19 protein-coding genes are annotated in these 23,404 nt (G+C 67.0%); all 19 read right to left on the reverse strand.

All coding sequences use genetic code 11. The features are described 5' to 3' along the window. Positions 1 to 130: 130 nt before the first annotated feature. Complete coding sequence (locus JE033_RS03450) at positions 131 to 889, reverse strand: amino acid ABC transporter ATP-binding protein (RefSeq protein WP_090147856.1); 759 nt, start codon at positions 887 to 889, stop codon at positions 131 to 133. After that, a complete protein-coding gene (locus JE033_RS03455; protein WP_370567893.1) occupies positions 886 to 2,346 on the reverse strand; it encodes an amino acid ABC transporter substrate-binding protein/permease in 1,461 nt (486 codons plus the stop codon). Before JE033_RS03455 ends, JE033_RS03450 begins: the two co-directional genes overlap by 4 nt. Positions 2,347 to 2,416: 70 nt before the next feature. After that, on the reverse strand, positions 2,417 to 2,959 hold the full coding sequence (locus tag JE033_RS03460; RefSeq protein ID WP_200329479.1) for a CinA family protein: 543 nt from the start codon (positions 2,957 to 2,959) through the stop codon (positions 2,417 to 2,419). After that, positions 2,956 to 3,555: a CDP-diacylglycerol--glycerol-3-phosphate 3-phosphatidyltransferase gene (gene pgsA / locus JE033_RS03465; RefSeq protein ID WP_200329481.1), complete on the reverse strand. Its 600-nt coding sequence runs from the start codon at positions 3,553 to 3,555 to the stop codon at positions 2,956 to 2,958. Before pgsA ends, JE033_RS03460 begins: the two co-directional genes overlap by 4 nt. Before the next feature lie 34 nt (positions 3,556 to 3,589). Continuing rightward, positions 3,590 to 4,630 (reverse strand): hypothetical protein, encoded by a 1,041-nt coding sequence (locus JE033_RS03470; RefSeq protein WP_200329483.1) that lies wholly within the window; start codon positions 4,628 to 4,630, stop codon positions 3,590 to 3,592. A gap of 77 nt (positions 4,631 to 4,707) precedes the next feature. Next, positions 4,708 to 7,617, reverse strand: coding sequence for a DNA translocase FtsK (locus tag JE033_RS03475; RefSeq protein ID WP_200329485.1), 2,910 nt, complete (start codon positions 7,615 to 7,617; stop codon positions 4,708 to 4,710). A 102-nt stretch (positions 7,618 to 7,719) separates the two neighbouring features. Then, on the reverse strand, positions 7,720 to 8,754 hold the full coding sequence (locus tag JE033_RS14745) for a peptidoglycan bridge formation glycyltransferase FemA/FemB family protein (RefSeq protein WP_200329487.1): 1,035 nt from the start codon (positions 8,752 to 8,754) through the stop codon (positions 7,720 to 7,722). Further along, positions 8,751 to 10,370 carry a murein biosynthesis integral membrane protein MurJ gene (gene murJ, locus JE033_RS03485; RefSeq protein ID WP_200329489.1) on the reverse strand — a complete coding sequence of 540 codons (1,620 nt, stop codon included), beginning with the start codon at positions 10,368 to 10,370 and terminating at the stop codon, positions 8,751 to 8,753. Before murJ ends, JE033_RS14745 begins: the two co-directional genes overlap by 4 nt. Beyond that, positions 10,370 to 11,443 (reverse strand): peptidoglycan bridge formation glycyltransferase FemA/FemB family protein, encoded by a 1,074-nt coding sequence (locus JE033_RS03490; RefSeq protein WP_200329491.1) that lies wholly within the window; start codon positions 11,441 to 11,443, stop codon positions 10,370 to 10,372. Before JE033_RS03490 ends, murJ begins: the two co-directional genes overlap by 1 nt. 3 nt (positions 11,444 to 11,446) lie before the next feature. Continuing rightward, positions 11,447 to 13,123 carry a ribonuclease J gene (locus JE033_RS03495; RefSeq protein WP_090147838.1) on the reverse strand — a complete coding sequence of 559 codons (1,677 nt, stop codon included), beginning with the start codon at positions 13,121 to 13,123 and terminating at the stop codon, positions 11,447 to 11,449. A 14-nt stretch (positions 13,124 to 13,137) separates the two neighbouring features. Then, the gene (dapA, locus tag JE033_RS03500) at positions 13,138 to 14,115 is read right to left on the reverse strand and encodes a 4-hydroxy-tetrahydrodipicolinate synthase (protein ID WP_090147837.1); all 978 of its coding nucleotides are present in this window, start codon (positions 14,113 to 14,115) and stop codon (positions 13,138 to 13,140) included. Positions 14,116 to 14,119: 4 nt separating this feature from the next. Further along, positions 14,120 to 14,650 (reverse strand): dihydrofolate reductase, encoded by a 531-nt coding sequence (locus JE033_RS03505; protein ID WP_234037086.1) that lies wholly within the window; start codon positions 14,648 to 14,650, stop codon positions 14,120 to 14,122. 1 nt (position 14,651) lies between these two features. Then, positions 14,652 to 15,461 (reverse strand): thymidylate synthase, encoded by an 810-nt coding sequence (locus JE033_RS03510; RefSeq protein ID WP_200329493.1) that lies wholly within the window; start codon positions 15,459 to 15,461, stop codon positions 14,652 to 14,654. 10 nt (positions 15,462 to 15,471) lie between these two features. After that, positions 15,472 to 16,461, reverse strand: coding sequence for a diguanylate cyclase (locus JE033_RS03515; protein ID WP_200329495.1), 990 nt, complete (start codon positions 16,459 to 16,461; stop codon positions 15,472 to 15,474). A gap of 94 nt (positions 16,462 to 16,555) precedes the next feature. Then, positions 16,556 to 18,154, reverse strand: coding sequence for an APC family permease (locus JE033_RS03520; protein WP_090147831.1), 1,599 nt, complete (start codon positions 18,152 to 18,154; stop codon positions 16,556 to 16,558). Positions 18,155 to 18,260: 106 nt separating this feature from the next. After that, positions 18,261 to 18,722, reverse strand: coding sequence for a tetratricopeptide repeat protein (locus JE033_RS03525; protein WP_176698303.1), 462 nt, complete (start codon positions 18,720 to 18,722; stop codon positions 18,261 to 18,263). Beyond that, positions 18,719 to 19,474, reverse strand: a complete 756-nt coding sequence (dapB, locus tag JE033_RS03530; protein WP_200329497.1) for a 4-hydroxy-tetrahydrodipicolinate reductase — start codon at positions 19,472 to 19,474, stop codon at positions 18,719 to 18,721. Before dapB ends, JE033_RS03525 begins: the two co-directional genes overlap by 4 nt. A gap of 32 nt (positions 19,475 to 19,506) precedes the next feature. Further along, the gene (locus tag JE033_RS03535) at positions 19,507 to 20,913 is read right to left on the reverse strand and encodes a pitrilysin family protein (protein WP_090147828.1); all 1,407 of its coding nucleotides are present in this window, start codon (positions 20,911 to 20,913) and stop codon (positions 19,507 to 19,509) included. A 159-nt stretch (positions 20,914 to 21,072) separates the two neighbouring features. Beyond that, positions 21,073 to 23,337: a polyribonucleotide nucleotidyltransferase gene (locus JE033_RS03540; RefSeq protein WP_090147825.1), complete on the reverse strand. Its 2,265-nt coding sequence runs from the start codon at positions 23,335 to 23,337 to the stop codon at positions 21,073 to 21,075. Positions 23,338 to 23,404: the final 67 nt, after the last annotated feature.

Consider the following 23,404-nt stretch of genomic DNA (forward strand, 5'->3'; position numbering starts at 1 on the left):
CGCCGACCGTTTTCCGATCGTCGTACTGGGAACAACTGAGAGCATAGCCGCTGTATTCCTGAAATCTCACTGAACTTGAGCCGGGCTGACTCAAGTTCAGCGAAGTTTCAGGATGTGCGCCGAAACACCGTCACAAGACCTTCGACAGGAACTCCTGCGTACGGGCATGACTGGGGCTTCCGAAGACCTGATCCGGAGCACCCTCTTCGATGACGGTGCCCTCGTCCATGAAGACCACGCGATCGCAGACCTCGCGAGCGAAACCCATTTCGTGGGTGACGAGCACCATGGTCATCCCCGACGCGGCGAGATCGCGGATCACCTGGAGCACCTCCCCCACCATCTCAGGGTCGAGCGCCGACGTCGCCTCGTCGAACAGCATGATCTTGGGCTCCATGGCGAGCGCACGAGCGATCGCAACGCGCTGCTTCTGCCCGCCCGACAGCGACGCGGGCCGCGCGTCCGCTTTCTCGGACAGACCCACGCGCTCCAGCAGCGCGAGGGCGGCCGCCCGAGCCTCGCTCTTCGACTTCTTCTTGAGGTCCACCGGCGCGAGCATGATGTTCTCGAGCACCGTCATGTTGGGGAACAGATTGAAGTGCTGGAACACCATGCCGATGTTCTGCCGGACGACATTGATATCGGCCTGCGCAGACGTCAGCTCCATGCCGCTGACGATGACGGATCCCCCGCTCGGCTCTTCCAGGCGATTGAGGCAGCGCAGGAGCGTCGACTTGCCCGATCCCGACGGGCCGATCACGGAGACGACCTCGCCCTCCGCGACCACCAGGTCGATGCCGTTGAGCACCTCGTTGCTGCCGAAAGACTTGCGCAGGCCCGCGACCTCGATCGCGGGAGTGGCCGTCTGCGATGCCGTGTTCTCGGTCACTTGTTCACCTTCTTATCAACGATGTTCGCGAGCCAGGTCAGCAGCGTGATGACGATGAAGTACATCACACCGACGATGATGAGCATCTCGGTCGTACGGAAGTTGGCCGCGTAGATCTGCTGCGCCTGGTAGAGGAGCTCGGCGAAGCCGATGGTCAGCAGCAACGAGGAGTCCTTCAACGTGATGACGAGCTGGTTGATGATGGACGGCATCGAGATCTTGACCGCCTGCGGCATCACGACGCGCTGCATCGACCGGCCCCACCCGAGACCCAATGATCGAGCGGCTTCCATCTGCCCCGGATCGACCGACTGGAGACCGCCGCGGACGATCTCGGTGAGATACGCCCCGGCGTTCAGCGCGAGCGTCGCGACGCCCGCGAGGAAGACATTGCCGGGAGCGCCGGTGAGCTGCGGCAGACCGAAGTAGAAGAGGAATGCCCACACCAGGATCGGAGTGCCCCGGAAGATGGAGACGTACACCGTCGCGATTCCGCGCACGATGCGGGACGAGGAGATCTTCATGAACCCGAATACGAACCCGAGCACCAAGGCGATCACGAACGAGACCACGGTGATCGATACGGTGTTCCACAACCCCTTCGAGAGAGCCGGCCAGCTCTGGCCGACCAGCTCGAAGATGTTGCCGTTGGCGCTCTTCGCTTCCGAGTCTCCGAGATAGGTGTTGAGAATCTCGTCGTAGGTGCCGTCGGCCTTGAGCTTTGCCAGCCCATCGTTGAAGGCGGCGAGGAGCTCGGAGTTCTGCCCCTTCGCCACCGCGAAGCCGTATTCGCCGCCCGGAATCTTCTCCGTGACGACCTTCAATCCGTTGCCCTGATCGATGCCGTAGGCGAGCACGGGGTAGTCGTCGAAGACCGCCACCGCGGATTGGTTCTTCACCGACTCGTACATGGTCGCGGACTGGTCGAGCGCCTTGACCGTGAACCCGTACTCCTCTGCGAGCTTCTCGGCCTCCGCGAGTCCCTCCGAACCCGACTTCGCGACGACCGTCTCGCCCGCGAGGTCCTCGTATCCGGTGATCGAATCGTCGTTCGCGGCGACCGCCATCTGCACGCCGGACTCGAAGTACGGTTCTGAGAAGTCGAAGATCTCCTTGCGCTCGTCGGTGATCGACATACCGGCGATGACCCCGTCGGCCTGACCCGACTGCACCGCGGAGAGCGCGGCCTGGAAGCCGAGCGACCGAATGTCGACGCTGAAGCCCTCCTCCTCCGCGATCGTATTCATCAGGTCCATGTCGATGCCGACGAGGTCGCCCGTGGAAGGATCACGGAACTCGAACGGGGCGAACGTCGTGTCGGTCGCGATGACGAATGACTCTCCCTCGGCCTGGGCGGGCACGACGGCCGCCGCCGCAGCAGTTCCCAGCAGCAACGTCGCTGCGATCCCTGCCGCGAGACCCGCGCGCACGCGGGTCCAACGTCTGTTCTTCTGCACTCTCTATTCCCCTTTGCGGAGCAAGATCGCCGCGATCTGCGATGATCGATCGCCCTCCAGCGTACCGAGGTCAGCGAGGCTCCGACGCACGCTCGCTTTCGAGGCACTCCCACAGCAGCTGGATCGCCGCGGCGACGGCATCCGCACGAATGCTCGAGCGGTCGCCGTCGAGGGAGAGCAGCCGCGACTGCGTGCGTTCGCCAGAGCTCACGGCGATCCAGACCGTTCCGGCCGGCTGACCGGTCTGCGCATCGGGGTCCGGCCCAGCGACCCCCGTGGTCGCGACGCCGACATCAGCCGGGACAACGGGTCCGCTCCCCCTCGGCGTCGCACAGGCCCGCCGGACGCCCTCCGCCATCTGGCGCACCACCTCGTCATCGACCGGGCCCCGTTCGCGCAGGAGCTCGGCGTCCACGCCGAGCAGTGCATGCTTGAGCGCGGTGTCATAGGCCACCACGCCGCCGCTGAACACGCGGGAGGCTCCTGGCACCGAGACCACGGCATCGGCGAGGAGCCCGCCGGTCAAGGACTCCGCCACGGCGAGCCTGAGCCCGCGCGACACTGCGCGCTCGATGATGCGGGCGACGAGGTCGCGGTCAGCACCGGACTTCACCGCGCCGACCTCCGCGCGCGGAGGTACCCGACCACGTAATCGATGCCGCTGTACATCGTGAGCACGAAGGCGATCGCCATCGTGATGATGTTCACCCAGACGACGACGGGCGCTGCCGGTCCGACGACGGCGGCGAGCGGGAGCAGGGCGAGCGTGATGGCGACGGACTGCGCGACGGTCTTCAGTTTGCCGGCCCATGCGGCCGCGAGCACCACATCGTGCGCCACGAGCAGCCGGTGCACGGTGATCCCGATCTCCCTGACCAGAATCAGGATCGTGACCCACCACGGCAGCTCCGCGAGGATCGAGAGACCGACCAGTGCGGCACCGGTGAGGAACTTGTCCGCGATCGGGTCGAGCAGTTTTCCGAGGTCCGTGATGAGGCCTCGCGATCGCGCGATGTGGCCATCCCAGGCATCGGTCGCGATCGCGAGCACAAAGAACACCGCCGACGCCCAGCGCCATGGCCCGTCTGCGCCGCCGTCGGCCAGCAGCATCCAGAGGAAGAAGGGGGTGGCAATGATGCGCGCGCCCGTGATGATGTTCGGAGCGTTCCAGTTGCTGGGCGCCGCGGAGGCGGGTGCGTTGCCGGTCATGCCAGCAGCCTACTTGAGTGGCCGCAGCGGGGTTCTAGTACGGGTAGATCGCCACGTCGAGCCCATCTGCCGTGGGGGTCACCTCGACGTCGGCCGAGGATGCCCGGAGATCGATCTTCTCGGTGATCTCATCACCACTGGCGTCTCGTCCGGTGTAGGTGGCCCGGAACGAGCCTCGATCTTCGATCTCCATCCACGTGGACAGCTCATCACGGGCGCTGACCGTCGGAGCTTCCGTCATCTCGACGGATACGTCTACCGCGGGGCTCGAAGAGAATTTGGAGCTCGGCTCCTCGGCGGCGATGCCGCAGGACTGCAATTCCCACACATCCGTCTGCTCGGCGCACTCCTCGTAGGCGATACCGACCTGCCGTCGCACCTCCGCCGCGTAGTCGGCACCGGGAACGATCCAGTCGGACGCGAAGAGCGCGTCAGCGTTCGATGTCACGGCGACGCGCGCGTCATCCGTGGTTTCGAAGAACGGGTTGTGCGAGATGAGCGCGTACTCGCCCGCGTACACAGTGATCGACGGGGCGTCGGACGGGAGCGGATCGTCCGCGCCCCGGAGTCCGAGCGCACCGCCGCCCGACGCGTCGATCGCGACTTCGTACTTCAGGCCGGATGTGACGCGCCACTCGTCGTCAGCGGTGCGGCGCAGCTCGAGCTGATCGGAGTACGAGGAGCCGCCGAGTTCGTATGAGACTTGCCCGGAGGCGCGGCCGGCCTCGAAGTCGACGCGGATGCGCCCGAGCTCACTGTCGCTGATGTGCTCAGCTGACGCGAACGCAGCCGGATCCGGGGCTGCGTTCGGACGCGCCGATTCGGTGTCGCTGGAAAGCCGCTCCGCGCCGTTCGCGTCGCCAGCGGCGACGGCCTCCACGTACTCCGCTGCGACGGCGCGAACTGCTGCGCTGTTGTTCGATTGGGCGTCGACGGCGACCACTGCTCCAGCGGCCCCGAGCACGACCACCGCGAGAGCACCGGTCATTCCCCAGATCCAGGTCTGGCGCTGCGGACGACGGCCTGCCGTCTGCCCGTTCGCGTCATACGGAGAGGTTCCGTCCGGGTGCGTCATGCTCGTCTCCTCTGTCGTACGTCTCAGGGTTCACATCGTGTGGTGCGCACGCGCGGCACCTGGAGGGCTTTCGCAGCTCAGTCGCGCCCCGTGAGCTGCCACGCGTCTTCGTCGCCGTCGTCTTCGACTTCTTCGAGCGTCGACTGATGCTGCGCGATCGGATCGTCGTATCGCGAGTCGCCGAACCCCAGTGCCGGGTCGAGCGGGTCGATGACATCCGTCACGGCATCCTCGCGAGCGGAGGCGGACGGGGCGGCGCTCACTGCGGAGGCGCCGACCGCCGCAGCGGCGGCGCCCGGTGTCGCAGCAGCCGGGGGCCGCGGCGGTTCGAACGCTGGAGCCGGGGCCGACGGGCCCCCGGTCACACGCGCCAGCACCTCCGCGAGCTGCTCCGGGCTGACCAGCACGTCACGTGCTTTCGACCCCTCGGAGGGGCCGACGATGTCGCGCGACTCCATGAGGTCCATCAGTCGCCCGGCTTTCGCGAACCCGACGCGAAGCTTGCGCTGCAGCATCGACGTCGAACCGAACTGCGAGGAGACGACCAGCTCGATCGCGGCGACGAGCACTTCGAGGTCGTCGCCGATGTCCTCGTCGATCTCCTTCTTCTCGACCACCTGAGCGACGTCAGCGCGGTATTCGGGCTGCGCCTGCGCCTTCACGTGAGCGACGACCTGCGCGATCTCTGCTTCGCCGACCCACGCGCCCTGCACGCGGACCGGCGACGATTCGCCGTTGAGCAGGAGGAGGCCGTCTCCCTGTCCGATGAGTCGCTCAGCGCCGACCTCGTCGAGGATGACGCGCGAATCGGTGCCGGAGGCGACGGCGAATGCGTACCGGCTCGGCACGTTCGACTTGATGACGCCGGTGACGACGTTCACGGAGGGACGCTGCGTCGCCAGCACCAGGTGGATCCCGGCGGCGCGCGCCAGTTGCGTGATGCGCTGGATCGAGTCCTCGACGTCGCGCGGGGCGACGAGCATGAGGTCGGCGAGCTCGTCGACGACGACGAGCAGGTACGGGTACGGCTTGAGCACGCGCTGGCTTCCCTCGGGAAGCACGATGCCGCCCGAGCGCACGGCTTCGTTGAAGTCGTCGATGTGGCGGAAGCCGAAGCTCGCCAGATCGTCGTACCGCATGTCCATCTCCTTCACGACCCACTGCAGCGCTTCCGCAGCTTTCTTGGGGTTCGTGATGATGGGCGTGATGAGGTGCGGCACGCCCTGGTACACGGTGAGCTCGACGCGCTTCGGGTCCACGAGCACCATGCGGACGTCGGACGGCGTAGCGCGCATCAGAATGCTGGTGATCATCGAGTTGATGAAGCTCGACTTGCCGGAGCCGGTGGCTCCGGCGACGAGCAGGTGGGGCATCTTCGCGAGGTTGGCGACGACGAAGCCTCCCTTGACGTCCTTGCCGACGCCGATCGTCATCGGGTGCACGCTGCGCTGCGCCTTGCTCGATCGCAGCACGTCGCCGAGTGCGACGTTCTCGCGGTCCTGATTCGGGATCTCGATGCCGATCGCGCTGCGGCCGGGGATCGGAGACAGAATGCGCACCTCGTTCGACGCGACCGCGTACGACAGATTCTTCGAGAGCGCTGTGACCTTCTCGACTTTCACACCGGGGCCGAGCTCGACCTCGTACTGCGTGACCGTCGGCCCGCGCGAGAAGCCGGAGACCCGCGCATCGACCTTGAACTCCTCGAAGACCCGCGCGATGGCCGAGGTGATCAAGTCGTTGGCTTCCGTGTGGGTCTTGGGCGCGTCGCCAGTCGCGAGCGCATGCTGATCCGGAAGCTGGTAGGCCGCCTGATCGGCGGGACTGTGCGGGGGCGCGACGACGAACGGCTCGGATGCGGGCGCGGCTGCGGGCTGATCAGCGGCCGTCTCCGGCGCTGACGGCGCGAAGTCGTCCCAGGAATCATCTCCGAGACCCGAGGCCGGAGTCGGCGCGGCAGCCTGCACCGCTGCTTCTGCCTGCTCGAGGTCGTCGAAGAGGTCGGAGGGGAAGACGCCGGTCTCCGGTTCGGGTGCCAGCGCGGACTCGAAGGCGCCGCTCCGTTCGGGCTCGGGAGCGGGCCCGCCGAGGGCGGAGTCGAGCGCCGAACGATCGGCTACGTACTCCGGGTCCTCCTCACGGCCCGACGCGTTGCGACGCCACCAGGGCATCGCGTCTCCGTCGCCTTCCTGCGCCTCGAGATCGAACAGCGCCTGCTCATCGGCGCGCGCCTGCTTGCGACTGCGCTTGGGGGCCGTCGGCTCCGCGGGCGCTTCGGGGTCGCCGCTGACGCCGAACAGGAACACGTAGGCCTCCCGCATGCGCTGCGCAATGCGGGATGGCGGCGTCTTGAGAACGATGAGCAGAGACATCAGAATCAGGATCGACAGCACCGGGACGGCGACCCACATCGTCAGATAGCCGAGTGTTCCCCCGACGAGCCAGCCGAAGACACCGCCTGCGGCGCTGAGGCGCTCCGGGTTCTCCCACGGGTTGGGCATGCCGCCGTACAGGTGGCAGATGCCGGCGATGGAGAGCACCGCGAGCGTGAGCCCGGTGGCGATGCGGCGGTTGTCGTGCACGCTCGAGGGATGGTTGAAGAGCCAGAGCGCGAACCCCGCCATGATGATCGGCAGGCCGAAGGCGACTCGACCGAACAGGCCTCCGAACGACCACGCGTCGAGTGCGACCGCGAAGGACTGACCGATGAAGAACCACTCGATCACCGCCCCGACGATCGCGAGCAGCACGAGCAGGAAGGGGACCCCATCTCGGCGGTCCTCAGGAGCGAGCGGTTCGACTCGGAAGGCGCGCGCAGCGGCCCCGAAGGCGTGCGCCAAGCCGTTCCAGGCGCGGACGATCACGCCGTCGGTCGGCTCAGGCTCGGCGAGCACCTTCGTTTTCGCGGTCGCCCGGGTCTCCGCGGTACGGGCACCCCGTGTCGCGGTCTTGCCCGCGTTCTGGCGCGACGAAGCTTTACTGGCCATGGTACGAGGGTACGTTCGACCGCCGACATTGGCGAGTTGACGCTCCGGGCCCACCCGAATCACCCGGAGAGCGAAGCCCGCGCTCCCCGGCTGCGCCGGACCTCAGCGGCGCTTGAGCGCCCGCACCGCTCGCTTCGCGAGCGGCAGCCCCTTGGTCCACAGCGCATAGCCAGCGCCCGGGCGATCCCAGCTGCCCGCGAGCAGGTTCTCGTGCGACGCGAACCCGGTCTTGAACGTCGTCACTCCGTCGTTGATGAGCCCGCCGAAGTCGTAGCGCTCGATGCCGAGCGACTTCATGTGCCTGATGACGTGCCATTTGAGCGCGTAGTTCGCCCGCAGGCGCTGACCCGTCTCGTCCATCCCGCCGTAGAGCTCGAAGGCGGTGCGGCCCGATTTCGCCATGAACAGGAATGCGACCGGCCGATCCTCGACGTAAGCAGCCCAGACGGGTGCGTCGTCGCCCAGCATCGTGAACACGTCATGGTAGTACGAGTCTTCATGCAGGCCGAAGTCCGCGCGCTCGCTCGTCTCCCGGTAGACCTCCAGGCAGACGTCGAGCTGCTCGAGCGATTCGACGGGGCGGATGTGGATCGCGTCCTCCCTGCCCGATTTCCGAATGTACTGACGATGCTTCTTCGACATGTCGGCCAGAAGCTCGTCTTCCGACCGCCGGAGATCGAGAATCAACGTACGGGCCGGGAGCACGGGCGTCTCGGCTGCACGCCACGATTTCGAGAGCGGGAATTCCCCCGCGTTCTCGTCCGGCTCGATCGAGAGCGCCACCGCCCGCCGTGATCCGTGCACGTAGTCGGCGATCGCGTCTGCCACGGCCGATGGCGCCGGCGCCTTCGCGGGGCGCTCGCCGTCCGCGGGGTCTCGCGCCAGCACCGGCCCGCGGGGCGCGTAGACGAAATCTCCGAGCGGACCTGGCAGGGTTCGCGTCAGGAGCTGGCAGGCGCCGACGACCACGGCCCCTTCCTGACGCCCGGAGCGCACCAGCACGCGCTCCGCCTTCCACCGGTGGGCGGATTTCACGTCGCCCCAGCCCCAGAGCTGCAGCGGGTGGCCGCCGAGTTCCCTGACGGTGGCGTCCCACTCGGCACGATCGGTGCACGGGGTCACGAAGAGGGAGGTCACGAACGATTCCTTCCGAGAATACGAGAAACGGTGCCGACGATATCCGAAACTTCGGACGATCTGAGGAGTCGGAGCACCAGGAAATACACGATGCCGACGATCACTGCTTCGACGGCCGCGAACGGCAGGGCCTGCCAGACGCTGAACTCCGGGGCGATGATGCGCCCGATGTGCGTCGCGACGAGCCCGACGGCAATCGCCGGCACCGCCGCGATGGCGTACTTGGTCAAGCTCTGCGCGATCCTGCGCCCGTCGATCGAGCCGATCTTCCGCCGGAGCAACCAGGTCGCGATCACGGTTTCGACGATGGTGGCGAACGACCAGATCAATGCGAACGAGAATCCGATGTGGCGGGGCGCGACGAGCACGGGGAGCAGCAGGGAGAGCGCGATCACGATCACCATCTGGATCGTCGTGAACACGAAGGGCGTGCGCGTGTCGGAGAGGGCGTAGAACGCCCGCTGCACCACGAAGAGGAAGCTGTACGCAGCGAGGCTGACGGAGTAGGCCATCAGAGCCTCGCCGAACATCTCCACCTGCTCTGGCAGCGCCCCGAAGTTGATGACGCGGCCGATGAACGGAGCTGCCGTTACGAGAATGACGGCCGCGTAGACCATGACGAGCGCGATCTGGCGCACCGAGGCCGAGAAGTCGCTCTTGAACTCCGCCATCCGACCCGACTGCCCCCATTCGGCCAACCGCGTGAAGTAGGCGGTCGCGAGGGATACGGCGATCACCGAGTGCGGCATCATGAAGATGAGCCACACGTTCTGCATCGCGCTCGTCGACGGCCCCTCCCCCGACCCGATCGCCACGATGCGGTTCGTCACGATGCCGCCGACCTGCATCACGACGACCATGGCGAGCGTCCAGGTCGCGAGTCTCGCGGTGTGGCCGAGTCCGACGCCCCGCCAGGCGAAGTCGGGACGGAATCGGATACCGGCATTGCGCCATGAGACGAACAGGATCAATGCCTGCGCGACGATGCCGAGGGTCGCGCTGCCGCCGAGCACCGCGATCATATCGGCACTCCATCCGGTGACCGCGAGACGGCCCTCCGGATCCGCTCCGAACATGGCGATGAAGACGAGGATGCCCGTGATCGCGATGAGGTTGTTGAGCACGGGCGCCCAGGTGAACGGGCCGAACCGGCTTCGCGCGTTCAGCACCTCGCCCATCACGGTGTAGATGCCGTAGAAGACGACCTGCGGCATGCACCAGTACGCGAAGGCGGTTGCGAGAGCCAGCTGGTCCTCGCCCCAGCCTTCGACCGTGATCCGCACGATCCACGGAGCGGCCGCCATCGCGAGACCCGTGATGATGACGAGCGCGGTCGTGACGAGCGTCAAGATCTTGTTGATGTACCCGGCGCCGCCGTCGCTGTTCTGCGCCGCCCTGACGATCTGCGGCACCAGCACCGCGTTCAGGACGCCGCCGATCAGGATCATGTAGACCGTGTTCGGCAGCAGGTTGCCGTTGGCGAACGCGTCGGCGGAACGGGCCCCGACCGAGCCGATCGCGTATGCGAGGAGCATGGCCTTGACCAGGCCGAGCACGCGCGAGACGATCGTGCCCGAGGCCATGACCGCGCTCGCGCGTATGAGTCCGGCAGCCATCAGTAGTAGGGATCCTTCCGAATGGCGAGCGAGGCGCGCCGCGCGAGCCGGTCGCCGAGCACGCCCCAGACGCGATACGCGAGCGGCCGCAGCGGGAGATCGAACGCTCCCGCGTAGTCGATGATCTGGGGCGAGAACGATCGCTTGAACTGTCCAACGCCGAACAACGGGTGCTCCCGATCGTCCACCCGGTCGGAGGGGGGCGCACCGCAGAGGTCGTGGACGGTCGCGCCGCGCTCGTTGGCCCAGCGGATCACCTCCCACTGCAGCGCGTGAGACGCCCCGTACGCGGTCTTCGCGCGCACGGAGGCGCCGTCCTTGTAGGTGGTCTTCTCACCGAGCGCCATCGCGTACGCTCCCGCGACGAGCGCGCCGTCGCGGTGGGCGAGGAACATCTGCCCCGCTCCGGCACGCGCGAAGCTCTGCCAGAACTCGCGGTAGTACTGCTCGGATCGCAGCACGAACCGCCCCTCTGCGGTCTCCTGGAGCAGCCGGTACAGCGCAGCGCTGTGCTCCGCCGTCGGATCGACGCGCGTCACGACGATCCCGTCTCGCCCCGCACGATTGACGGCGTTGCGCGCCTTCTTGCCGAGACGCGCGAACACCTCCTCTTCCGTTCCGGAGACGTCCACGAGAATCGTCGACGGATTCGGGATGATGCGAACGGCATCCCGATACCCCGCGGCGCGGATCTCGGGAATCGCGTCTCGACCGAGACGCGGCTCGATCTTGAGGAGAAACGCTCCCGATGACCGGGCGAGTCTCGAGACGGCAACCGCCACCTCGAGCACGTCAGCGGCGCTCTCGCCCGCGGGACCTGCGGGGAGATGCCACCACGAACCGAGGAGCGGCACCCGCTTCGCGAGCACGCCGACGGCGATCGTCGCCCGCCCGGCGCGCTCGACGATCACCCGAAGATCGCGGTAGCCGTTCTGCGTGCGCTTGACCTGCAGGTACTCCTCGCCGGCCCATACCTCGCCGCCCCCGGGGTTCGCGGCGATGCGCGCATCCCACTCGGAGCGCTCCGCGTCCGTGGCGAACCGGGCGACGGCCGAAGCCGAAGCGGTCGCCATGAGCTACACCACGACCACGACAGGAACGATCATCGACTTGCGACGGAGCTTGGTGCCCACCCACCTGCCGACGGTGCGACGCGTGATCTGCTGCAGCGCATGCGGGTCGGTCACGCCGTCCTTCATCGCCTGCTCGAGCGCGTCGGCGATCTGCGGCTTGATCTTGTCGAACACGCTGTCGTCCTCGGCCACGCCCTTGGCGTGGACCTCCGGCCCCGAGACGATCTGCCCGAGACTCGTCTCCACGACGGTGATGACGGAGATGAACCCCTCCTCCGCGAGCGTGCGGCGGTCTCGGAGGTCTTCGTCGGTGACACGGCCGACGCTCTTGCCGTCGACGTAGATGAAGTCGATCTCGAGCTGGCCCACCTTGCGGGCGACGCCGTCGACCAGGTCGACGACCGTGCCGTTCTCTCCGATGATGGTGCGATTCTGCGGCACGCCTGTCTGGATCGCGACGCCCGCGTTCGCGATGAGGTGGCGGTACTCCCCGTGAATCGGCATCACGTTCTTCGGGCGGACGATGTTGTAGCAGTACATGAGCTCGCCCGCGGAGGCGTGACCCGAGACGTGCACCTTGGCGTTGCCCTTGTGCACGACGTTCGCACCGAGCTTCATGAGCCCGTTGATGATGCGGTAGACGGAGTTCTCGTTGCCGGGGATCAGGCTCGAGGCGAGGATCACCGTGTCGTTCGCACCGATCTCCACCTGGTGCTCCTGATTCACCATGCGCGCGAGCACCGCCATCGGCTCACCCTGGGAGCCGGTCGACATGTACACGATGCGCTCGTCGGGAATATCGCCGCTCTTCTTGAGGTCGACGAGCACGCCCTCCGGAACCGTGAGGTATCCGAGATCGGAGGCGATCTTCATGTTGCGCACCATCGACCGGCCAAGGAGCACCACGCGGCGGCCGTTCTTCTGAGCGGCGTCGAGCACCTGCTGCACACGGTGGACGTGGCTCGAGAAGCTGGCGACCACGACCTTGCCCGGCGCCTTCTCGATGACGCGTTCGAGCACCGGACCGATGTCCTTCTCGAGCGCGGTGAAGCCCGGCACCTCGGCGTTGGTCGAGTCGGTCATGAAGAGGTCGACGCCCTCTTCCCCGAGACGGGCGAACGCGCGCAGGTCCGTGATGCGGCCGTCGAGGGGCAGCTGATCCATCTTGAAATCGCCCGTGCCGATGACGAGCCCGGCATCGGTGCGGATCGCGACTGCGAGCGCGTCGGGGATCGAGTGGTTGACCGCGATGAACTCGAGGTCGAACGGACCCGTCGTGATGCGATCGCCCTCGGCGACGACGCGCGTCTCCGGGCGGATGCGGTGCTCCTTGAGCTTGGCCTCGACGAAGGCCAGGGTCAGTTTCGAGCCGATGAGGGGGATGTTCTCCCGCCGCTTCAGCAGATACGGAACCGCGCCGATGTGGTCTTCGTGGCCGTGCGTGAGCACCACTGCGACGATGTCGCCGAGGCGGTGCTCGATCTTCGAGATGTCGGGCAGGATCAGGTCCACGCCCGGCTGGTGCTCCTCTGGGAAGAGCACGCCGCAGTCGACGACGAGCAGCTTGCCGTTGATTTCGTAGACCGTCATGTTGCGGCCCACCTCGCCCAGGCCGCCGAGCGGCGTGATGCGAAGGGTGCCCGCTTCGAGAGCGGGCGGTGTGATTACGGGGTTGGGCACTGAGCCTCCTGTTATTAGCGGGTGGTGCCTGCGATCTGGGGCAGGGCACCGCCGGCAGCCGCATTGCGGTCCGGCCTGAAGTTCGAAAGGTCGATGCCTGGGGCATCGGTGATGAGAGCGAGCTCGTCCTCGATGAGGGCGGCCTCCCACTCTTCGGGACCGACGAGCGGCAATCGCACGCGCGGGCTGCTGATACGGCCGAGGCCGTGCAGAATGTACTTCGCGGCGACGGTGCCGGGAACGTGGGTCATGACCGCGCGAACGAGCGGCTCGAGCTGCTGATGGACCGCGCGCGCCGTATGCAGGTCGCCCGCGTTGACGGCGTCGACGATGGCGCGGTACGGCGCGGCGGCGATGTTCGCTGTGACGCCGATCAGGCCGGTGGCGCCGATCGAGAGGTGCGGCAGCGCATTCGCGTCGTCTCCCGAGAAGTACATCAGGTCGGTCTGGTTCAGCACCCGGCTGACCTCGCTGAAATCGCCCTTGGCGTCTTTCACGGCGAGGATGTTCGGGTGCTTGGCGAGCCGCAGCAGCGTCTCGTACTTGATCGGCACCCCGGTCCGGCCCGGGATGTCGTACAGGATGACGGGGAGATCCGTCGCATCGGCGACCATGCGGAAGTGGGTGAGGAGGCCGGCCTGCGTCGGCTTGTTGTAGTACGGGGTGACGATCATCACACCGTCGGCTCCGGCCTTCTCGCTGGCGCGGTAGAGCTCGATCGCGTGCGCGGTCTCGTTCGATCCGCCGCCGGTGATGATCTTGGCGCGGCCACCGGAAACCGACTTCGCGACCTCGACGAGCTTCAGCTTCTCAGGGTCGGTCAGCGTGCTCGTCTCGCCGGTCGTACCGGTGACGACGATGCCATCCGCGCCGCTCGAGATGCAGTCGTCGATGTGCTTCTCGGTCGCAGCCCAATCGACTTCACCATCAGCGTGGAACGGCGTGATGAGTGCGACGAGGACCTGACCGAAAGGATTCTCTGGGTGTGCCACGAGACTAGGCTACCGGACGTTCTCCCTGCGAAGCCCCCATGCGCCACCGCTCGAACCGATACTCGAGCCCGGTCCGCGACGTTTCCGGCGTCCCCGGGTCGACCAGCGTCCATTCAGGACCGATCTCGGGAGCGAAGGTATCGGCGTCCGGCACATCGAGTCCGATCCTCGTCACGACGAGTTCGTCGGCGAACGGCATGCCCGCCCGGTAGAGCTGGCCTCCGCCCATGATCCACACGCGATCGTGCGGCCCGCTGTCGCGGGCGAGCTCGTCGAGCACGCTCTCGAGCGACGGCACCACCGTCGCTCCGGGCGCGTCGTACGATGCCGTGCTGGTCACCACGAAGTTCTCACGGCCGGGGAGCGGTCTGAAGCGAGCGGGAAGGGACTCCCAGGTGCCGCGCCCCATGATGACAGGAGCGCCGAGGGTCTGCTCCTTGAAGAACGCCGCGTCCTCCGGCAGGCGCCAGGGCATCTCGCCGTCGCGGCCGATCGCCCCTCCACGGGCCTCCGCCCAGATCATGCCGAGAATCATGTCAGACCGCGACCGGTGCTTTGATGCCCGGGTGATGCTCGTAGCCGACGACCTCGAAATCGTCGAGCGTGTACGCGAAGATCGAGTCGGCCTTGCCGATCTCGATGCTCGGGTACGGGAACGGATCGCGCGCGAGCTGGCGCTCGACCTGCTCGACGTGATTGTCGTAGATATGGCAATCCCCGCCCGTCCAGACGAACTCGCCCGGTTCGAGACCGGTCTGCTGCGCCACCATGAGCGTGAGCAGCGCGTACGAGGCGATGTTGAACGGCACCCCGAGGAACATGTCAGCCGAGCGCTGGTAGAGCTGGCACGAGAGCTTGCCATCCGCGACGTAGAACTGGAAGAACGCATGGCAGGGCGCCAGCGCCATGTCGCCCAGGTCGGCGACATTCCATGCCGAGACGATGATGCGCCGCGAGTCGGGGTTCGTGCGCAGCTGATCGATGACGTTCGCGATCTGATCGATGTGCTCGCCGCTCGGCGTCGGCCAGGAGCGCCACTGCACACCGTACACGGGGCCGAGGTCTCCGTTCGCGTCTGCCCATTCGTCCCAGATGCTGACGTCGTGCTCCTTCAGGAAGGCCGTGTTGCCCTCGCCGCGCAGGAACCACAGCAGTTCGACTGCCACCGATTTGAAGTGCACCCGCTTCGTCGTGATGAGCGGGAAGGACTCGGCGAGGTCGAAACGGATCTGCCGCCCGAAGAGGCTGCGCGTACCGGTGCCGGTGCGATCAGATTTGGCGGTGCCGTGCTCGTACACCTCTCGCAGCAGGTCTTCGTACGGGGTCGGGATCGCGTTCGCACTCACACGCGAGAGTCTACCGCGGCTCGTGCTCGGAGCTCCCGTGCGGCTCGGCATCGCCTTTCCGATTCCGTTTCGCCCCCAGCATTTCGAGGTCGGCTCGCGAGATGAAGGCATCGGGCGACTCCCCCGGCACCCACTCGGCGATGCCGTAGGACCACTTGACCGCGTCGAGCTCGCGATGCAGCCGCTCGGCAATCGACCGCGCGAGCGACGCGTCGGCATCGATGAGGAGCAGTGCGAACTCGTCGCCGCCGAACCGCGCGAACACGTCTTGCGGGCGGCAGTTCTCACGCATGTGCTGCGAGAACTGCCGGAGCACGCGATCGCCCTCGAAATGGCCGTAGCGATCGTTCACCTGCTTGAAGTCGTCGAGATCGAGGTACAGCATCGCGAGGGGCCGCCCCCCGCGGTAGGAGGCTGCGACCGCGCGATCGAGCAGCGCGCGGAACCCGGTCGCGTTCCACACGCCGCAGAGCGGATCGGTCACCGACGCCCGTTCGAGTCGTCGTTTGAACAGTCCGATCAACTCGCCGAGCACCAGACCCGTCACGGTCAACGTGACGAGCACCGAGAGCATCGACGGCCCGAACCTCATCAGGATGAACGCATCCACCAGGAGGATCCACGGGTACCCGAGCAGCCGCGCGAACCACATCGGCAGGAACCAGACGAGGTACAGGAAGAACGGGAGGAAGAGCAGCCCGGTATTGATCGACCGGATCGCATCGGGAGCGAGGAGCACCGAGGGAACCACGACGATGAAGACGAGGGCCATGAGGACCCCGGCTGCTCGCGTGGAGAACCGGCTGCCGGCCGCGAACACGCCGCCGGCGGCGACGAGGCAGGCGATCGCGACCGCGACGAGATCGGGTCGCTCGTCCCCCGGAGGCAGGAACACGGTCGAGTTGGCGAGCGCGAAGAGCATGCCGGCGACGAAGAACGCCGCAGTGGCGAGCGAGCGGTCGTTCTGCCGCTCGAACAGCTCCCCGATTCTCGCCCGCATCTCCACCCGATCTCAGAGACTTGAGCATACGCGACGGTCAGCGGGAGCGCAGCACAATGCTGGGCTCCCTTCGCCGACCGTCACGAACCGTGAGCTACGAGCCGAGCCCGTCGTCGAACACCGGCATCGCCGAAGTGTCCTCCGATGCGTCCACGCGCGCGAGCACGCGGCCGCGGAAGAACTCGGGTGACGCCTTCGCCTGCAGGAGCATGAGCACGACGCCGATGCCGAGCACCGCGACGCCGATGATGCCGACGAGGCCGACGCCGGCGATGTTGCTGCCCGATCCAGCGTCCGGGCTCATCGCATCGATCGTGGTCTTGACGAACACGATCAGCAGCAGCACGCCGCCGAGCCCCGGGAGCACGATCTTCGAGATGATCGAGCCGACGCCCTCGCGCACAGCAGTCTTGCGGAAGTACCAGGGACTCGCGAGCGCAGTGATGCCGTAGTAGAAGCACACCATCATGCCGAGTGCGGTGATCGTGTCCCACAACACGTCCTCGCTGATGAAGCGCATCACCGCGTAGAAGACGGACGCCACGATCGACGAGAGCATGAGCGCGACGTGCGGCGACTTGTACTTCGGGTGCACCCGCTTGATCGCGGCGGGCAGTGCCCGGTAATGCGCCATGGCGAGCAGTGTGCGGGCGGGTGAGATAGCGGTCGAGTTGATCGACGCCATCGCGCTCACGAGAATGGCGAGCGAGAGCAGGATCGCGGCAGGACCCATCACCGGGTGCGCGAGCGCGGCGAAGACGTTCTCCACGATGGCCGAGTTGCCGAGGCCTGTGGGTCCGTCGCCGATGCCGGCGAATGCGACGGTGGCGGTGGCGGTGCCGACGTAGAGCACGACCAGGATCCCGACCAGGATCATCGCCGCCTTGCTCTCAGTGGACAGTCGGCCCTTCGACGGCTTCGTCTCCTCGCCCATCGTGAGCACCGTGTCCCAGCCCCAGTAGACGAAGATCGATACCGCGATGCCCGCGGCGAACGCACTGAAGCTGCTGACCTCGAAGGGGTTGAACCAGGAGAGCTGAGGTACCGTGCCCTCGGGGTTCGCGGGGTCGCCCGCTCCGACGAACATGGCGACGATGAACCACACCATGACCGCCATCTGGAAGACCACGGTGATGTACTGGAACACCTTCGTCGAGGTCATCCCGCGGTAGGAGATCAGCGTCGCCAGGGCCATGAACCCGAGGCAGACCGCGATATTGATGAACTTGTTGTCGGCGATGTCGGCGATCGACGGATCATCCATCGCGATGCTGATCGACTGGAACAGGAATTCGACCGCGATTCCCGCGAGGTTCGACAGCACCAGCACGGTGGCCGCGATGAGTCCCCATCCCGCCATCCATCCGATCCACGGGCCGAATGCGCGCGTCGCCCACGTGAACGAGGTTCCCGAATCGGGCATCGCCGAATTCAGTGCGCGGTATCCGAGAGCGACGAGCAGCATGGGGATGAAGCCCATCAAGAAGATGGCGGGCGTCTGATACCCGACCTCGCTCGCCGCCGGGCCCACCGCTGCGGTGAGCGTGTATGCGGGGGCGCACACCGACAAGCCGATTACGAGAGCGCCGAGCACGCCCACCGTGCCCGACGGCAGACCCTTCTTGCTGATGCCGCTGACGGAGTCGAGTGTCCGTGTCGCGGGCTCCGGAGCGTTGAGGTCGTACTTCGCCATGTCACCTTTCCAGACTGGGGCGTCGAAGCGACCCAGAAAGTTCCGGTCGTGGCGGCCCGGGCATTGATTCTATGCACGCGGCGAGGAAACCACGAATCGATGGGGGCTATGCCCGAAGATCCTGCCGTTCGCAGGCGATCGCTCGTCGAATTGCACCGCGAGCGCGCTTTCGGTCTCCGCACGCGTCGTAGACGATTCCGAGTCGCATCCACGCCCGCCACGAGTCTGGCTCCGCCTGGACCGCGTCGCGGTACTTCGGGAACGCCGCGTCGGCGTCCGCCCGATCCGGTCTGCCCGAAGGCGTCTCCGAGACCGGCTCCTCCGGCAGCGCATCCTCCGCCTCGAGACGATCGGCCAGGCGAGTCGCCTGACTGCCGAAGAGGATCTCGCGCAGCAGCGCCCAGGCACCGATGAGCGGCAGCACGAGCATCGCGACACCCATGATGATCGCGATCGCGTCGCCAGAACCGAGCAGCGCGACCGCTCGAATGCCGACGAACACGAAGTAGAGCACGAGCACGGCGCTCATGATCGAGACGCCGATGATGGCCCGCGTGCGCGCACTCACCGCGCATCACCGGCTGCTGCCGCACCGCTCAGACCGAGCAGGGCGTCGAGCCCGACCGTGAGGCCGCGAGCATCGGCGATGGCTTCGAGGGCGGCCTGCACCCCTGCGCGATACGCCTCGTTGGAGTGGGTGTCGTGCGTCACCGTGAGCACTTCTCCGGGCCCGCCGAAGCGCACCTCCTGCTTGGCCACCACTCCGGCGAGTCTCAGGCTGTGCACGGGGATGCCCGCAATGAGCTCCCCGCGGGCCGGCTGCTCCGCGAACGGCGCATCGACCGGTCGTCCGCGACGCGCTTCCGCCATCAGCTCAGCGGTGCGCACGGCCGTGCCGCTCGGCGAGTCGACTTTGCCGGGATGGTGCGCTTCGACCACCTCCACCGCGTCGAAATAGGGCGCGGCGATACGAGCGAGCGCGGTGCCCAATACGGATCCCAGCGAGAAATTCGGCACGACGATGACGCCGCGCTCCGGCGTCCCCGCGAGCCTCGACCCGAGCGCTTCGAGCAGATCGGCGGACCAGCCGCTGGTGCCGACGATCACCTGCTGGCCTCGCGAGATCGCAGCATCGACGATCGCCGGCGAGACGTCCGGTCGGCTGACGTCGACGAGGATATCCGCGTCTGCCCCGTCTTCGGGACGGGAAGTACTGCGCAACCGGGCGACCAGCTCGAAGTCCGGATGCTGCTCGACGACCTCGCACACGAGTCGTCCCAGCCGCCCGGTCGCGCCGGAGACCGCTACACGATTCTTCATTCCTCCAGGGTAGCGTTCGCCGGAGGTACCGATCACTCGCGGGATTCGAGCGAGGATCGCGATGCGTCGCCGACGGCGACCACGGTGAGCGGGCGCGCGGCGAGCGTGGCGGCGACCTCCTGGATGTCCTCCGGAGTCACTGCGGCGAAGCGCTCGAGCGAGGCGTCGAGGTCGAAGAGCTCCCCGCTGCCGAGCTCGGCGCGCGCCAGGCGACCCATCCGGGTGTCGGAATCCTCGAGCGCGAGCGCCGTCGATCCTGCGATCTGACCGAGGGCCCGCTCGAGCTCCTCCCCCGAGATCTCGGCGTCGGCGAGCTTGCGCAGCTCCACCCGGCTGAGCTCGACGACGTCGGCCGCCTTCTCCGGAGCGGTACCGGCGTACATCGCGAAGAGGCCTGAATCCGAGTAGCTCGCACCGAAGGAGTACGCCGTGTACGCGAGCCCGCGCTTCTCGCGGATCTCTTGGAACAACCGACTCGACATGCCCCCGCCGAGCACCGAGTTCATGATCCCGTAGGCGAAGCGACGCGGGTCGTTGGCGCTGAAACCGTGCGTGCCGATGAGCAGGTTCAGCTGCTCGGACGGGCGCTCGGTGATCTGCACGCGAGGTTCGCGGGCCATCGCCGAGTCGAGGGTCGGCGCTTCCAGCGTCGGGAGATCGGGCTGGGCCGCCTCGATCACCTGGCGTCGGCGCACGGGCGTCGCGCTCCCGTCGGTGTGCCAGCGCCCTTCCGGTGACGCATTCAGCGCCGCGACCACCTGAGCGACGAGCCTGTCGTGATCGACGGCGCCCGCCGCCGTCACGACGAGGGTCGATGGATCGTACCGATCGCGGTAGTGGCGGTCGACGTCGACGCGTCGCGCCTCCTTGATCGTGTCGGGCCAGCCCCCGATGGGGCGGCCCAGCGGATGCTCGCCGAGCACCGCTTCGAAGAAGCGCTCGTTGGCGACATCGGCGAGATCATCGGCCGCCATCGCGAGCTCTTCGAGGATCACGCCGCGCTCGATCTCGAACTCATCGGCATCGAGCGTCGAATTCGCCACCATGTCGCTCAGCATGTCGACCGCGACATCGAGGTCGGCGTCGCGCACCTTCGCGTAGTAGCACGTGTACTCCTTCGCGGTGAGCGCGTTGTGCTCGGCTCCGATGCGGTCGAACTCGGTCGCGATGGAGAACGCGTCGCGAGTCGGCGTGCCTTTGAAGAGCAGATGCTCGAGGAAGTGGGTGGATCCCAGGCTGCCGGGCGCATCCGCGCGTTCAGCCTGCTCGTCGCGGGAGCCGACGCCGACCCAGAACCCGATCGAAGCGCTTCGCGCCCCTGGCATGCGCTCCGTCAGCACGCGGAGCCCGCTCGGATGCACGGTGCGGCGAACCAGCCCGCCTCCCAGATCCGCGGTCAGTTCGGCTTGATCGAGGGGCAGTTGGATCGGTTCGCGCATGCCCTCAGCCTAGGGCCTCGCCGCTCCGAGCTTCCCGCGCGGTGGGCCGCCCTCCTCCGCCGGCCCGCGTTCCCCGCGCCGCGCAACGCAGAACGCCCGCCGCCCCGCGCGATGCGGGACGACGGGCGTTGAATGCGGCGGACCGCCGCACTGCCGGAACTACTCGGCTGCGGGAGCCTCGGCAGCGGCTTCGGCCGGAGCCTCAGCTGCCTGCTCCTCGAGCACGGGCTCGAGTGAGAGCTTGCCGCGATCGTCGGTCTTCGTGATCTTCACGAGGATCTTCTGACCGACCGAGAGCACGTCGTCCACGCTCTCGATGCGCTTCCCACCGGCGAGCTTGCGCACCTCGGAGATGTGCAGCAGGCCGTCCTTGCCCGGGAGCAGCGAGATGAACGCGCCGAACGCCGCGTTCTTCACGACCGTACCGAGGTACTGCTCGCCGACCTCGGGGTTCTGCGGGTTCGCGATGGCGTTGACCTGCGCGCGCGCAGCCTCCGCCGCCGGACCGTCGGTCGCGCCGATGTAGACGGTGCCGTCGTCATCGATCGAGATGTCGGCGCCGGTCTGATCCTGGATCCCGTTGATCGTCTTGCCCTTCGGGCCGATCAGTTCGCCGATCTTGTCGACGGGAATGTTCACCGTGATCACGCGAGGCGCGGTCGGCGCCATCTCGTCGGGCACGTCGATCGCCTGGTTCAGCACGCCGAGGATCGTGAGGCGGGCCTCATGAGCCTGAGTCAGCGCGCCCTTCAGCACCGATGCCGGCAGGCCGTCGAGCTTGGTGTCGAGCTGAATAGCGGTGATGAACTCAGAGGTACCGGCGACCTTGAAGTCCATATCGCCGAGCGCATCCTCAGCGCCCAGGATGTCGGTGAGGGCTGCGTACCGCGTCTCGCCGTCGACCTCGTCGGAGACGAGACCCATCGCGATGCCGGCGACGGGCGCGCGCAGCGGCACGCCGGCGTTCAGCAGCGACAGGGTCGACGCGCAGACCGAGCCCATCGACGTCGAACCGTTCGAGCTCAGCGCCTCTGAGACCTGGCGAATCGCGTAGGGGAACTCCTCGCGGCTCGGCAGCACCGGTACGAGCGCGCGCTCGGCGAGGAAGCCGTGCCCGATCTCGCGACGCTTCGGCGAACCGACGCGGCCGGTCTCACCGGTCGAGTACGGCGGGAAGTTGTAATGGTGCAGGTAGCGCTTGCTCGTGATCGGCGACAGCGAGTCGATCTGCTGCTCCATCTTGAGCATGTTCAGCGTGGTGACACCCAGGATCTGGGTCTCGCCGCGCTGGAAGATGGCGGAGCCGTGCACGCGAGGAATGACCTGGACCTCGGCGTCGAGCGCACGGATGTCGCTCGTTCCGCGGCCGTCCATGCGGACGCCCTCGGTGAGCACGCGGCTGCGCACGATGTCCTTCGTGACCGACTTGTACGCGGCGGAGACCTGCGCGTTGGCCGAATCGGGAAGGGTCCCGGCCTCAACCTGCGCTGCGATGCCCTCCTTGACGCGCGCCTTCAGCGCGTCGTCTGCGGCCTGGCGCTCCTGCTTGTCGGCGATCTGGTAGATCGGCGCGAGCTCGGTGCGCGCGAGCGCGTCGACGGCCGCGAGCACCTCATCGGTGTACGGCAGGAAGACCGGGTAGTCGGCGATCTCCTTCGCCGACTGCGCGGCGAGCTCGGACTGCGCCTTGCAGAGCTGCGCGATGAACGGCTTCGCGGCATCGAGGCCCTCGGCGACGACTGCCTCGTTCGGCTTCTTCGCGCCGCTGCGGATGAGCTCCCAGCTGTGCTCGGTGGCCTCTGCTTCGACCATCATGATCGCGACATCATCGTTGCCGTTGGCATCGGTCACGACACGGCCGGCCACGACGAGATCGAAGACGGCGTCCTTCAGCTGCTCGGCAGTCGGGAACGCGACCCACTGATCGCCGATGAGTGCGAGACGCACGCCCGCGATGGGACCGGAGAACGGCAGACCGGAGATCTGCGTCGACGCGGAAGCTGCGTTGATCGCGAGCGCGTCGTAGAACTCGCCGGGCGCGATCGAGAGCACGGTGATGACGACCTGGACCTCGTTGCGCAGACCGCTCACGAAGGAGGGGCGCAGGGGCCGGTCGATGAGACGGCAGACGAGGATCGCCTCGGTCGAGGGACGGCCTTCGCGACGAAAGAACGAACCGGGAATCTTGCCGGCGGCGTACGAGCGCTCTTCGACGTCGATGGTCAGCGGGAAGAAGTCGAAGTGATCCTTCGGCTGCTTCGATGCGCTGGTCGCCGAGAGGAGCATCGTCTCCTCGTCGAGGTACGCGGCGACCGCGCCCTGGGCCTGCTGCGCGAGCCGGCCTGTTTCGAATCGGATGGTGCGCTTGCCGAATGTGCCGTTGTCGAGCACAGCTTCGGCGAACTTGATTTCAGGACCCTCCACGGGTTCTCCTTACTCACGAGAGCACGCGACGGACAGTCCGGATCGCGCCGGCGTATGCTGCGGTCGA

Source organism: Leucobacter sp. L43, from assembly GCF_016597785.1.
GTDB classification, from domain to species: domain Bacteria; phylum Actinomycetota; class Actinomycetes; order Actinomycetales; family Microbacteriaceae; genus Leucobacter; species Leucobacter alluvii.